This window comes from Akkermansiaceae bacterium, assembly GCA_024233115.1.
Classification (GTDB): domain Bacteria; phylum Verrucomicrobiota; class Verrucomicrobiia; order Verrucomicrobiales; family Akkermansiaceae; genus Oceaniferula.
This window is the reverse complement of sequence record JACKQB010000006.1, coordinates 133,951-147,448: the sequence shown is the minus strand read 5'-3', so window position 1 is coordinate 147,448 and position 13,498 is coordinate 133,951. Positions and strand designations below refer to the sequence as shown.

The following is a 13,498-nucleotide window of genomic DNA, read 5'->3' as shown; positions in this document are numbered from 1 at the left end:
CATTTCCGCCGCAGCGGCAGGGGGCGGTTCCTAGCCGTTTACTTTCCTATTTACGCATCAGGCTGATTACTGATAAATACAGGAAACCATTCCTGATCGATCCAAGCATCCATCACCACCAGCTGTTATGATAAAGTCCCGCATCCTACCCGTCCTGTCCTCCGTCCTGATCACATCACTCGCATGCCTGCATGCCGCCTCCGACTGCATACGGCTCGACAAACCCGCCGGCAACTGGATGACCGATGCGCTGCCGGTCGGCAATGGTCGTCTGGGCGCCATGCTCTTCGGAACCCTGGAAACGGAGCGCGTGCTCCTCAACGAAAGCAGTCTTTGGTCGGGCAAGGTGGACCCGGGGCACGATGCCAAGCTGGCCGCGGCCATGCCCGAACTCCGCCGCCTGCTCGCCGAAGGACGCATCCAGGAGGCTGAAAAGTTGACCAAAGGGGATGTTAAACGCCAACACTTCGGTGCCTATCAGCCGCTCGCCGAGTTGCGCTTGAAAATGGCCGGGCACGATGCCGCCCCGACCAATTACCTGCGGAAACTCGACCTGGCCCGTGCCTCCGCCAGCGTCAGCTACCGCCTCGGGGACACCAGCTACACCCGCGAGATCATTGCCAGCTACCCGGACCAAGTCATCGCGATGCGCATCAGCGCGGACAAAGCGGCGTCGGTCAGCACCCGGATCAGCTTTAATTGCGTGCACAAGAACATCCGCACCAGCACACCTGACAATCGGACCCTGGTGCTGAGCGGCACCATGCCGGAGAGCGGCCTGACCTGGCGGGCGCGGCTTGCCATTGTCGCCGACGGCGGAACATCCCGCAGCGACGGCAGCAGCCTCACCGTCGAGGGGGCGGATTCGCTGGTGATCTTCGTTGCCGCCGCCACCGACTACGCGATGGAATGGCCCGCCTGTCGGAAGGACAGGGATCTTGACGGCATCACCGGCAAGCAGATTGCCGCCGCCGTTGCCAAGGGGTGGGCGAAAGTGAACGCCAGCCACCTCGCCGACTACCAACCGCTGTTTGAGCGGACCCGGCTGGTATTGCCCACTGCGGAGGAAAAAGAAAAACTTCCCGCCGACAAGCGCGTGACCACCTACGCCAAGTCCGGCGGCAAGGACCCCGGCCTCGAGGCGCTGCTGTTCCATTACGGCCGCTACCTGCTCATCTCGAGTTCCCGCCGCGGCGGCCTGCCGGCCAACCTTCAGGGGATATGGAACGGCTCCACCAAACCCGCATGGGACAGCGACTACCACACCGACATCAATCTGGAGATGAACTACTGGGCGAGTAGCGCCGCCAACCTCTCCGAGTGCGTCCCCCCGCTGCTCGACTTCCTCCATTTCCAGCGGAAACCCGGGGGCGAAGCCGCTAAAAAATACTTCGGCGCGCGCGGGTTCTTCATGAACATCTACACCAACCCCTGGGGGTACGCCGCGCCGCGCTGGCTCTGGCCCGGCGCCACCGGCTGGCTGGCCAACAACGTCTATGACGAGTTCCTCTTCAGCGGAAACCAGGACTATCTGCGCGACCGGGCCTACCCGGTCATGAAGGACGCCGCCATGTTCCTCTCCGACCTGCTGGTGGAGCGGCCGGACGGACGACTGGCCGTCGCACCGAGCCTCTCGCCGGAAATCAATTTCCGCTACACCGACGGCAAGTCCTACCGCCACTGCGCCGGTGCCGCCATCGACCAGCAATGCGCCCACGACGTCTTCACCAACACCATCGAGGCCGCCACCCTGCTGGGCAGGGACCCCGAACTGGTGCGGGAGCTGAAGGGCAAACTGGCCCGCCTGGCGCCCCCCGTCACCGTCGGCTCCAATGGTCTGATCCGCGAGTGGCCGCAGGACTGGCCCGCCGTCGATCCACACCACCGGCACGTCTCCCACCTCGTGGCACTCCATCCCGGGCGCATGATCGATCCTGAAAGCACCCCCGAATGGGCGGCGGCCGCCGCCAAAAGCCTGCGCGCCCGGGGCACCAACAACACCGGCTGGGGAGCCGCGTGGCGGGCGTCACTCTGGGCACGCCTCCACAACGGCGAGGAGGCGCACGCCCGGCTGCGGGAAATCCTGCGTCCCTGCAAGACGACGGGTATCGTCTATCGCGGCGGCGGCGGACTCTACGCGAACCTGCTGGCCACCCACTCACCATTCCAGATCGACGCCAACTTCGGCCTGACCGCAGCCGTGGCGGAGATGCTGCTGCAGAGCGACCAGGGCAACTGGCGCGACGGTTTCTCCACCGAACTCCTCCCGGCCCTGCCCAAAGCCTGGCCGGAGGGTTCCGTCAAAGGCCTGCGCGCACGCGGCGGGTTCACCATCGATATCGAGTGGAAAAACCACAAGCTCACCGCAGTGCGCATCCACTCGTCACAGGGACGCAGCATCAAGCTTCGCTACGGTGCCGTGAAACGCAGCATCACGATGCAGCCCGGCCAGGTTCTCAAACTCAATTCCGAGCTCGCCGCAGACTAACAAAAACTAACAAATCCACCGGCGCACCGTGGAGCATGATACCCGTAATCTATCAGCGCACCTCCTCGACACGATAAAAGGCGTGCGGCTCAGGAGGAAGCGCATCGGAAAATACATCTGTGCGCATGGGCTGGACGATGGTTTGGACGACAACTGGAAATGAAGACAAGTCGAGGCCTCGCACAAGCTGATAGGTTTTGGCAGGGTTCAAATATCCGACCGTGAGGGTAATCGTCCCGGTGTCTATCACAGTAGAGTTCACACGAGGCACGCTACCCGCAGCTGGCACCGAGCTGCCATCACCGGCATCACTGCCTGCTCCCATTTCCTGGTAATCCGTCCAGGAATCACCGTCCGAGTCCGCCAATGTCGGGTTGATATCCAGACGGAACTCATCGTAATCCTGGACACCGTCACCATCGTAATCGCCGGATCCAGGCCCCGGTCCAGCACCTGCAGGAGCGGTGCCGTCGAGGCGTGTCAAATCACCGGGAAAAAACGAGCTTTCCCAGGTGTCGGACAGACCGTCTTCATCAATATCGTCCGCCGGCAACAACCTTAATTCGATATCATCGAGCCAGAATGAGCCGGAGACATTCAGTCCATAAAACAATACCTGGCTCGATGAGACCAAGCCCTCCGGCAAGGTGATGTCCACCGAGGCTCTTCCCCACTCTCCTTCGGCAAGGTCCAGGTAAAGCTCATCGTCGTTGTTAGTGCCTGTGCCGGTATCCAGTGTGACCCCGAAGTTCTGCCACGAGCCGTTATTATACTGAAGGCCAATGATTCCACGGCCCGCGGCATAGGATTTCTGACTGCCCATCGAAAAAAAAACACGGATCGTGCGACCGGACAAATCCGCCGCGGTCAGGTTGACTGATGTGTTCGGGCTGGCATCAGTGGTTCCAGTCAGGGATTGATTGATCCAGGACCCGTTGAGGAGCAGCAATGCATTTGCGCCGTCGGCGGAATAGGCGGCGCTTCCGGAGTTCACTTCATCAAACATCGCCGAGGTTGTCCTGTAGACCCGGGTATGGGTGGAACCCGGAGTCGTCCATCCTGCGACAGTTGTGGTATAAGACCCGGCGGCCAGGTTATCCTGCTCAAAGGATCCGTTTTCCATGGGGTCCAGCGAACTTGTCTCGGTAGGGCTGACCTCGGGCAACACGGCGGAGTAGACTTTAAACTCAAAGGTGCCACCCTGGGGTGCCTCGAAGGGACCCGGGTATGGATTGGTGGCGCTCCTGGGATCGCTACGGAAATCGGTGTCCAGTCGGTAAGCGGTGCCATCCGCCTGTTCATACGGAAGGTTTGGCACCGCCGCATTTCCCAGCATGGCCGTGGTAATCAGCGGCCGGGTCTGCAGCCCGTCCCAGGACCCGTCCAGGGTGATGCGGAGGTAGTAACCGTCCGCCTTTTCCAGCAACTGGACATTCGGATTGAACCCGGGTACGTTCAGCGGTGAGGTCTCGTAGGGTGACGACGACGCGCCGTTGACAAAGACGTTGCCCCCCATGAAACACGGCCGGGTTTCGGACGCGTAATCACCCAGGGACGCCGTGCCGGTGAAGATGTTGTTGTAGAACCGGTTGTCACTCGCCTGGATCGCCGAGCTGCCGGCCAGGGTGGTCGAGTGCGGCTGATGGTAAGGCGTTTCGCGGCGGGTCTCGGGTCGCTGCAGGAGCGTGCCGGCAAACAGATTGTGGGCGTAGGTGCCGCCCTGCGACCAGTCCTGGAGCGTGTTGGCGGAGAGGAAGATATTGTGGTCCACCATGAACGGGCCGTGGTTGACCTCGACATAGAGGTCGCGCGCAGCCGCGTTGCCGTGCATCAGGTTGCGGGTGACCCGCGTGCCCTGGGTCATCCAGTCGAGCCAGATCCCCCGGTAGTTGTTGAAAATATGGTTATTGCCCAGCAGCACATCGATCGCACCGTGGAACTTGATACCCGCCTGCTCGTGGCCGCTGAAAAGTCGGCGGGCGTGGATGTCGTGCACGGCGTTGCCGGTGACGGTGCTGAACGAACAGCCGAGGCTGCCGACGATGCCCGCCTGCTCGCAGTGGGAGACGTGGTTGTTGCGCACCACATGGCTGCCGATGGTCGCCTTGTTCCAGCCGTTGGCGAGCGCCCGGTTGATGGTTTCGACATATCCCGTGGCGGAGTTTTGGGAGGTGTTGTCGTAGCGGTCGCCGTATTTCCCCAGACTGATGCCGGAGCAGGCGGAGTAGCGCACGGTGTTGTCCTCGATGATCCAGCCCTTGCTCCAGTGGGTGCCGATGACGGCGATCTGCTCGGACGTCGGCGGTGCCCAGGGCGTGGCCGCGTGCTCCATGGTGAAACCCTTGACCGTCAGGTAGTTGATCCCCGTTTTGGAGGGATAGAAAACCGTCTCGCGTTGACTGATCTCCACATCGGCCTCATTCGGATCGACCCCCGGGAACTGGGCCCGGATGGTGGTGAATCCGGTGGCGTGCTGGTCGGACCGGAAAACGAGGCAGAGGTCCTGCTCGCCACTTTTTTCCGGAATGGTCGCGGTGAATGTCTGCCAGCTCTGCCAGCCGCCGCTTGCAGCAATCGTGCAGGTGCCGAGCAATGCCCCGTCGGGCTTCCCCTCACGAAGTTCAATCACGCCACCGCCCACCGGGGTCGCGACGCGGATTTCGACCTGCGATGCTCCGGCGCCGAAATCGACCGACTGGTAAGCGGCCCAGTCGCCGTCCTCGATATAACCAAGACAGTCGCCGCCCTCACTCGACGCCGCGGCGATGACACCGTGGCGGCTGCTGTAGTCAACCGCATCCACCTTGGAGGAGCCACCCGATCCAACCACCGGCCTGAGCCAGGCGACGTTCATGAGGTATCCGCCGCCATCGACTTCCGCGTGCCAGAGCGCGTCGCCCGACGCCGCGGCCTGGACGGCGGCCTTACTGGTCGCCTCCGTCAGCCACGCACCGTCCAGATAGACAGACCCCTGGTGGTGCGCGCGACCGTTGTCGATGAACCAGTCGCCATGAATTTTCACATTGAACGGGTTGAAAAGCCCGAAGCGGCTGTTAGGAACAACCAGCTTCCAGGTGTCATTGACCTCGCGTACCCATCCTCTGGCGGGTTCCGAGCCCTTGATGACCACGGTCTCGCCGGCGGCGGCCTGGTAGGTAATGCGCTTGGTGTCACTGGTGCCACCCCGGGGCGGGTCGATCCGCTCGCGGTAAACGCCTTCGTGCACCGTGATCGTGTCACCGGGCTGGGCGACATTGGCGGAGTGTTGGATGGTCCGGAACGGAGAGCCGGCCGAGCCGTCGTTGCTGTCGGCTCCCGAGGGGGAGACATGGAACTCGGCGGCATCCGCCAGCGGGGCGGCGATCATCAAGGCGGTGAGAAATTTTTTAAACATGGCAGTGGAAATGCAGAAGGGTAAAGAAGTGAAAAATAGGGAAAATTGCGGTGGGGCGGGGGCGTTAAAAAGGCGGCATGACCCATGCCATGCCGCCTGCTGGGAAATAAACGGCTTTGAAAACCGTGGCGGGAGGAGGCATCAGCGGCGGCGGCGCATCAGGCCGAGCAGGCCGAGGCTTGCCATCAGCGCGACCGACGGCTCGGGGACGGACGTCACCTGAACGTTGTCGAACCAGGCTGACCCGCTGTTGTTAACCGCGTAGAGCTGGACGTTGTTGGTATCGGTGATGCCCCCGGGAAGGGTAATGTCCACGTAAGTCTGGGCCCATTCACTCTCGGGGATACCAAGGTAAACCAGGCTGCTGGTGCTGGTGCCGCTCCCGGTGTCAAACTGGACCCCGTAGTTTTTCCAGGTGGTGCCACCCTCCTTATACTGAATGCCGATGGTTCCACGGCCGACATAACCTGTCTGGTGTCCCAGCGAGAAGGAAATCCGGACTGTCTGCCCGGTAAGGTCCGCAGCGGTCAGGTTGACCTCGGTGGACGGGCTGGCGTCGGTAAGCCCCATCAACGGCTGGTTGATCCATGAGCCGTTGAGCAGAAGCAGGGCGTTCACGCCGTCCGCTGCATAAGCGCCTGTGCCAGTGCCCACCTCATTGAAATGGTTGGACCCGGCGAGGTAGATGCGGGTGTTGCTACTGTTCGGCGTCCCCCATCCGGTTGCTGTTTTCAGGTAGAAATTGTTTCCGCCGGGCGGGGCGGTGTCGGTCTCGAACGAGCCGTTTTGCAGGGGGCTCAGGGAAATGGCCGCAGCGGCGGCAAACTGGGCGCCGCCGGCAAGCGCCGAGAGTATTAGGGTAGGGTATTTCATCATAGGTTGCTTTGGGTTTGATGGGTTTTAGTTTCAGTGCCGGGAATCGGCACCCTAGCTACTCCGCGCCCGCCGAGGAGATCTGACATTTTTTTTGATCTTTTTTTACTTTTTTTGCCGGACACCCTTCCCCCGTTCATTCCAGCCCTTTGTCACTCGATGAGTTCGATATCAAGATCATCCACAAACACCTCGGAGCCGGAGGGAGATGTGGGGTCCAGGTAGAGGAAAAAAACCGCGTCCCCGCGCATTTCCCCGACGTCTAGCCTGAGTTCGAAGGAAACATGTCCGACCTCGTCGTTGGCCAGCGCCAGGTTGTCATCGGCCTGATCCCAGGGTGCCGGGCCGACGTTGATTTTCCTGACAGCCACCGGTCGCCAGTTCCGCCCCATTTCCTGAACCCCGATCAACAGGCGCGCCGCTTGTCTTGCCCACGCACCGGCATCGGCGGACGCTCTGCCGACGGTGGCGGTGACCCGCAGGCTGCGACCGTCGAGATCACCGAGTTGCAACACCTTGCTGCCCGCTCCCGTCCTGCCGTAGAGGGTCTGGTTGGCCCATCCCCGCCTGCCATTGTTGTCGCGGCTCAGAACCAGTACGTTAGAGCCGTCGTAGTGGGATTCAGAGGTCGGGCAGTGGGCGCCGCCATAGCGGTTTTTGGCCGGATCGTTCGTGGGGTTGATGACGAAGGCCAGGCGCGAGGAGCCGGTGGTGACATTCCAACCCGCCGGGGTGTGGCTTAGCCCGCCGTCGGCCAGGGTGTCGGCCTCGAATGACGCATTTTCAAGTGGAAAGAGCTCGATCGCGGCCGCAGGCGGGGTCTGTCGATCGAACCAGATGTAAGCGGCAAGTGCGAGGACAAGAAGGACAAGCACGGCGCCCGTCCACCCCGCCCAGGCACGGCGGCGACCAGCCACGGAAGACGTGCCCAGCGCGGGCTGAACCCGGAGCATTCCGGTTTGGCTGGATGAAACCAGAGGGCCGTCCGGCGAGGGTTCGATCACAATTTTCCTGCCCTCCTCGATCTCGATCTTCATCGGGTTCACCGCATGGCGGAGATCGGTGTGCAGACGTAGGCGCGACAAATAATACGCCCGCGCGTCCGCCGACTGGCGCAGGCGGGCCTCAAGGTCCCGCGCGGACGCCTCATCCAGCCGCTGCTCCAGAAACAACTCCACCAGTCGGGTGAGTTCCTTGTCCTCGTTAGGCAGGGCTGGTGGGTTTTCACTCATCTTCATTCGGCGCTCATACGTTTATCGATGCATTTGCCGAGCGCGTCACGCAGGCGCTCAAGGCGTTTGTAAATAGAATCCATCTTGACGCCCCTCCTTGAGGCGATGTCCGCGAGCGAATTTGCAGGGTGCTCCCCGCCCCCGTCCGCGTACCGGGCATCGATCAGTTCGCGCTGTCCGGCGTCCAACGCATCAAGGCACAGGTTCAGTGCCTTCACCCTCGCACGCTGCAGTCCGGAGTCCTCACAAGGGCTGTCGCGGATGTCCCTGCCCACAAGCTCCAGGACATCGGGGGACAGGCTCACGGTTCTTTTGCCCTCCGTCGCCTTGCGTCGGTGCAGTCGGCGGCACTCGATGTCGGCGCAGCGAAACGCAAACCTGCGGAAATGCTCGGCATCCCACTGGGGATCAAACTTTTTCCACACCGCCACGGCCACCTCCTGGAGGCAATCCTCCGCCGCCGCGAAATCGCCACCGGCCCGACTCACCAGATACGCCAGCAGCGAGGGCTGGACCAGATGGATCGAACTTGAGTAACTCCTCGCACGCAGCTCGCAGGCATGGTCGTCCCTTTCCGTCAGCGGAAGCTCGCTTGCCTGCATGTGGGATAACAATGCTTTCATTCTCAGCGGATTGGTAACGCCCTGGGCCCTGGATTGGCACTGGATGGATACGCCCTTGGAGAACCTCAAGAAGCGACTGTGACAAGTCAAGGAAAATGGGGGAAATGGGGACCTCGACGGCGCCCCGGAGCCGGCGGCCAGACCGCCCGCTGGGCAAATATGATGGGGTGGGTATGACCCGGACTGGAGTCCGGAGCTCGGTTTTTTATCGCCGTGTTTCAAATATGGACAATTTGACCATGTTCCGGTTTTTACGGCTTGATTTGGGGCCCCTGCTTGGCGAATCTTACTGTGCATATTCTGCTTATTGGATGCCTCGTCGTTTTGAAACACTCCCATATCATCCTCCTTGCTTTTCATGCTGGAGCACTCGCTGCCCCGGCTGGCCTGATCCGCCGCGGCAAAGGCTAACAGCATATGGGGCTCTACCTCAGGAAACAAATCCCAAATCTTACACACAAACACACTCCATGAAAAACACACACAGCATGAAAACAAGAAACACACTACTCACGGCCGCAGCCTGTTTCCTCCTAACACCCGCTGCCGCCACCGCCGCCACGACGGTTGTGGACTATGACTTCACCGATGGCACACACACGATTGGCAGTCTTGCCTCCGATGGCTGGACGTTCAATAACGTTTCCACGATAGACACCACAAACGGTCTTTACGTGACGGACAGCAGCACTTCATGGACGCCCTCCGCCGCATTCAGCTTTGGTGACGTCGGCGCAGGCACCATGACCTGGACTGCATTTGCCAACGGATCGACCAACATCTATGGCTCTTTGTATTTGAGGGACGGCACAACAAACCTCATCTCCTTAAGCTACGACCGCGCAAGCACAGCTTTAGTGGACGGGACTAGAATCAATGGAGACACCGATGGAACTGGAAATGCGACGTGGAATGATGCCGGGTCTGGCGACCAGTTCACCCCAAGCACCAATACAACAACACCCGGAGTCTGGACCTTGTCCTGGGACGCAGCCGGGGACTGGGATCTCTCCATGACGGTGAGCACCACCACCATTTTCACCAAGTCGGGCAACTGGGGTGCCGGCAAGGCACCCGACAACGTCCGCTTTGCGGCAGGTTTCGATGGCGCTACCAACCGCAATCTCTATGTCGAGGGAATCACCGTCACCGCCGTGCCCGAGCCATCCACCACCGCGCTGCTCGGCCTCGGCGGACTTGCCCTGATCCTCCGCCGCCGCAAAGGCTAACAGCAGTCAGCGTCTCCGCATGTCCTTGCAACCCGGTGGGCTGTGGCAAATGGCTTGGTTGATGCTTTTTCAGGCTTTTTTTGATGGACTGGGGAAATGGCCTATGTTTTTATAGGAAACGTTCAATACAAGCCTTGGGCAAGGCATAGCGTCATGTGATGGCACCGTCCCACTCGCTCAGGGTTGTTGTCGCTTCGAAGGTAACTTTGAATGGATGCAACTTTGAATGTAAAATACCGGAAACCACAGAATTGACATGAAAGTAGATAAACCAAACCACATTACCCCGATTTTCCTGAAGCTGGCCAGCCTCTCTGCCGGCGCACTTGTCGTGAACAGCCAGGCGGCCACCGTCACCGTAGGCCAGCTGGGATTACTGACCCCGCAGTATGAACGCGCCGCTTATGGCAGCATCGGCTCCGCGCAATTTGCCGACAGCGAGGAGGGAACCATCGACGGAGACACTGTGCTCAGCACGACCTCGGACATCACGATCGCCTGGGAAATGACCTTGAAGGCTCTGGGTCCCAACGACACTCGCGACTTCATCTTCACCGTGGGCAACGGAACCAGCAATGGCCTCAGCCTGATGTGGCTGGACACGGACGACACCTTTTACCTGCAGGCTGAGTCCGGCAGCACAAGACTTGGCGGCAGGGTCAACGGTGACACAGCGGCATTGAGCTACAAGCCCACCTCAGGCGACGACTTGAACAAAAGCCGCTCCTGGGTGGTGTCCCTCGATACGGACGCCACGTCATCGACCCTGAACTGGTTTATCGACGGTAATTTGATCGGTAGCGTGACCGGAGGAGCCATCACCGACTGGAGTGGCGAGGTCAACGGAGGCTTCAGGCAAGGAGGTTCGGGCGTCTCTCCCCTGCGCGAGGATTTTGGCAGTGCCGGCGCTCCTGGCACTGTAGGTTCAAGTCAGGCGGATTCCTCGTCCCTGCGTTTCTATGAAGACACCTTTGTCCTGGTGCCCGAGCCATCCACCACCGCGCTGCTCGGCCTCGGCGGACTTGCCCTGATCCTCCGCCGTCGCAAAGACTAACAGCAGGTTGTGTCTTCGCATACCATTTCAACCCGGTGGGGGCGTGCCTTCACCGGGTTTTTTCTGACCCGACACCAGCAGGCAAGTATCGTCTGTTAGGAAGATATCAGAAAGATTCCCAGCCTATCCATCGTCACTAAGCTAGCCCTATTCGAAGCATGAAATCACCACACCGCCTGCCACTCCTCCTTGCCATCGCCGCAACCCGCTTGGGTATCCCGTCGCTTGCCGGGCCTCTTGAAGACGACTGGCTGAAAACCCTCTCCAGCTACAATGTGGTCTGGGATTCCCAGGGGAAAAACGCGGCGGACTCCATGCCGGTGGGCGGCGGGGACATCGGTTGCAATGTCTGGGTGGAAAACGGCGAGTTGTTCGCGTACTTCCAGCGCAGCGGCTCGTTCAGCGAGAATGGCGAGTATCTCAAACTCGGGCGACTGCGCGTGAAGCTCAGCCCTAACCCGTTTGCCAATGGCGAGTCCTTTCGCCAAGAGTTGGATCTGCACAACGGCTGCATCCATCTGGAAGCCGGTGGCGGCGAGGGCGCACCGCCGGTGAAAATGCGCTTCTGGGTGGAAACCGGACGACCGGTCATCCATCTGGACATCGATGCCGACAAGCCGGTGGAGGTGACCGCCAGCTACGAGAATTGGCGACTGCAGGATCGGGAGCTGAAGGGTAAAGGCGCGCGCTTTGGCTGCTTTTCGCTCGAGGCCTACCCTGGAAAAGTCGTCAAGCTCAAGGACCAGGTCGAGTTCGGACACGGTGGGGTGCTTTTCTACCACCGCAACCCCGCCCAATGCCAGATTCCCACCTTGCTGATCGAGCAGCAGGGCTTGCAGGAGCACGCGGCTCACATCCCCGACGCCATTGCCAACCGCACCTTTGGCGGCCTGCTGCAAGGCGAGGGTTTTGTTCCCGCCGGAACCTCCGAGGGCAAGTATGCCATCACCCCCTTTCGCGCCTGGAGCCTGAAAAGCAGCCGCCCTGCCCGCCGTCAGCATCTGCAGATCACCACCCATCTGTCCCAGGCCGAGAACCTGGCCGACTGGAAAAACGCACTGCTGAAAACCGCCGCCGATAAAAACATCGACACCCATCGCAAGCAAACCATCGCCTGGTGGCACCAGTTCTGGCAGCGCAGTTGGATCGCGATCAACCCGACCAAACCCGACCCGTCGTCATCGGTCTGGCAGGCCGGTCGAAACTACAACCTCTTCCGCTACCAACTCGGCTGCAACGCCACCGGCTCCCACCCGACCAAATTCAACGGCGGCAACCTCACCTTCGACCCGGTGCTGGTGGATAAAAACCGACCCTACGATCCGGACTGGCGCGCCTGGGGCGGGGATGTGTTTACCGCGCAGAACCAGCGGCTGCTCTACTGGCCGATGTTGAAGTCGGGTGACTTCGACGCCATCCTGCCACAGTTCAACTTCTACCGTCGCGGCCTTCCCGGCGCAACGATCAAGGCGAAAGCCCATTTCGGCCACGCCGGTGCCGTGTTCTGCGAGTATATGAACGACTCCGGCATCGCCTTCGGCGCCGGCTGGGGGTGGCCCGCTCCATCCGGTCGTGCCCGTGGCAAGGAAGTCCCCTTTGGCGACCCCTCCATCAACGGCTTGGCGGGTTACGGAAAACCGGCGGAGCACGGGGTCATGGCCAACCCTTCGGTCTCCTACCACTGGGAATCCCAGGTGGAGAACGCCTACATGATGTTGGAATACCACCGCTTCACCGGAGCCGACCTGAAACCGTGGCTGCCGCTCATCGAGGCGTCGCTCGTCTTCTTCGACGAACATTACCAGAAACGCCAGATGATCCGGAACGGCAAGCCGCTCGGCCCGGACGGGAAACTCGTTTTCTACCCCTCGACCTCCTGTGAGTCCTACCGCGGTGCTAAAAACCCGGCCGATCTGGTTTCCGGTATCCGCGCCTGCCTCGAGGCTCTGATCGCCTTGGACGACTCGATTTTACCGAAGGAAAAAAAGGAATACTACCGCGCCTATCTCCAGCGCATGCCCGGTCTCTTTTTTGAAAAAATCAAGGGCGACAAAGTCGTCAAGCCCGCCGAGTCGTGGCTCAAGTACCAGAACGTCGAGTGCCCGCAGTTCTACCCGCTTTTCCCATTCAACCGCTATCAGCTGGGGGAGCCGGAGATCGACACCTTCCGCAACACCTGGAAACACGGCAGGTTTCCCAAAAACATCGTCAAGAGCTGGCACCAGGACGGCATTTTCTACGCCCGCATGGGTATGACCAGGGAGGCCTCCAACTACAATGTCCAGAAACTGAAAAACTCCCCGCGACGCTACCCGACTTTCTGGGGGCCGGGTCACGACTGGGTGCCCGACCACAACTGGGGCGGCTCCGGCATGATCGGACTGCAGGAAATGATCATGCAAACCGTCGGTGACGAGATCCACCTTCTTCCCGCCTGGCCAAAAGACTGGAACGCGAGTTTCAAACTCCACGCCCCGCGCAACACCATCGTGTCCGGCGTGGTGCGCGACGGAAAGTTGGTCGAAATGAAAGTCTCCCCGGAGTCCCGCCGTAAAGATGTCCGCGTGTTCGCCTCTCGATGATTTTTTCTCACATTTAATTTTAA

The 13,498-nt window shown here is 60.7% G+C and carries 7 protein-coding genes and 1 pseudogene; 4 read left to right on the top strand and 4 right to left on the bottom strand.

Features of this window, described 5'->3' with window-relative positions; all coding sequences use genetic code 11:
* The first annotated feature begins 127 nt into the window (after nt 1-127).
* Complete coding sequence (locus H7A51_16740; protein ID MCP5537866.1) at nt 128-2,488, top strand: glycoside hydrolase family 95 protein; 2,361 nt, start codon at nt 128-130, stop codon at nt 2,486-2,488.
* A 52-nt stretch (nt 2,489-2,540) separates the two neighbouring features.
* On the opposite strand, the gene H7A51_16735 is transcribed toward H7A51_16740, so the two are convergent.
* The 4 genes from H7A51_16735 to H7A51_16720 all read right to left on the bottom strand — a co-directional run bounded on the left by H7A51_16735 (nt 2,541) and on the right by H7A51_16720 (nt 8,610).
* Entirely contained in the window at nt 2,541-5,882 is a 3,342-nt protein-coding gene (locus H7A51_16735; GenBank protein ID MCP5537865.1) for a carbohydrate-binding protein, read from the bottom strand.
* Between the two features lie 141 nt (nt 5,883-6,023).
* Nucleotides 6,024-6,758, bottom strand: a complete 735-nt coding sequence (locus H7A51_16730) for a PEP-CTERM sorting domain-containing protein (GenBank protein MCP5537864.1) — start codon at nt 6,756-6,758, stop codon at nt 6,024-6,026.
* A gap of 149 nt (nt 6,759-6,907) precedes the next feature.
* Nucleotides 6,908-7,987 (bottom strand): hypothetical protein, encoded by a 1,080-nt coding sequence (locus tag H7A51_16725; protein ID MCP5537863.1) that lies wholly within the window; start codon nt 7,985-7,987, stop codon nt 6,908-6,910.
* A gap of 2 nt (nt 7,988-7,989) precedes the next feature.
* Nucleotides 7,990-8,610 carry a sigma-70 family RNA polymerase sigma factor gene (locus H7A51_16720; protein MCP5537862.1) on the bottom strand — a complete coding sequence of 207 codons (621 nt, stop codon included), beginning with the start codon at nt 8,608-8,610 and terminating at the stop codon, nt 7,990-7,992.
* 470 nt (nt 8,611-9,080) lie between these two features.
* Here H7A51_16720 and H7A51_16715 point away from each other — a divergent pair, with 470 nt between their 5' ends.
* The 3 genes and pseudogenes from H7A51_16715 to H7A51_16705 all read left to right on the top strand — a co-directional run bounded on the left by H7A51_16715 (nt 9,081) and on the right by H7A51_16705 (nt 13,475).
* Entirely contained in the window at nt 9,081-9,839 is a 759-nt protein-coding gene (locus H7A51_16715) for a PEP-CTERM sorting domain-containing protein (GenBank protein ID MCP5537861.1), read from the top strand.
* Nucleotides 9,840-10,812: 973 nt separating this feature from the next.
* Nucleotides 10,813-10,893, top strand: a pseudogene (locus H7A51_16710) (PEP-CTERM sorting domain-containing protein).
* A 158-nt stretch (nt 10,894-11,051) separates the two neighbouring features.
* Nucleotides 11,052-13,475: a hypothetical protein gene (locus H7A51_16705; protein ID MCP5537860.1), complete on the top strand. Its 2,424-nt coding sequence runs from the start codon at nt 11,052-11,054 to the stop codon at nt 13,473-13,475.
* Nucleotides 13,476-13,498: the final 23 nt, after the last annotated feature.

Excerpts from the sequence above, each read along its gene's own strand:
- H7A51_16740 (MCP5537866.1), top strand. The coding sequence starts at position 128 with ATGATAAAGTCCCGCATCCTACCCGTCCTGTCCTCCGTCCTGATCACA.
- H7A51_16735 (MCP5537865.1), bottom strand. The coding sequence starts at position 5,882 with ATGTTTAAAAAATTTCTCACCGCCTTGATGATCGCCGCCCCGCTGGCG.
- H7A51_16730 (MCP5537864.1), bottom strand. The coding sequence starts at position 6,758 with ATGATGAAATACCCTACCCTAATACTCTCGGCGCTTGCCGGCGGCGCC.
- H7A51_16725 (MCP5537863.1), bottom strand. The coding sequence starts at position 7,987 with ATGAGTGAAAACCCACCAGCCCTGCCTAACGAGGACAAGGAACTCACC.
- H7A51_16720 (MCP5537862.1), bottom strand. The coding sequence starts at position 8,610 with ATGAAAGCATTGTTATCCCACATGCAGGCAAGCGAGCTTCCGCTGACG.
- H7A51_16715 (MCP5537861.1), top strand. The coding sequence starts at position 9,081 with ATGAAAAACACACACAGCATGAAAACAAGAAACACACTACTCACGGCC.
- H7A51_16705 (MCP5537860.1), top strand. The coding sequence starts at position 11,052 with ATGAAATCACCACACCGCCTGCCACTCCTCCTTGCCATCGCCGCAACC.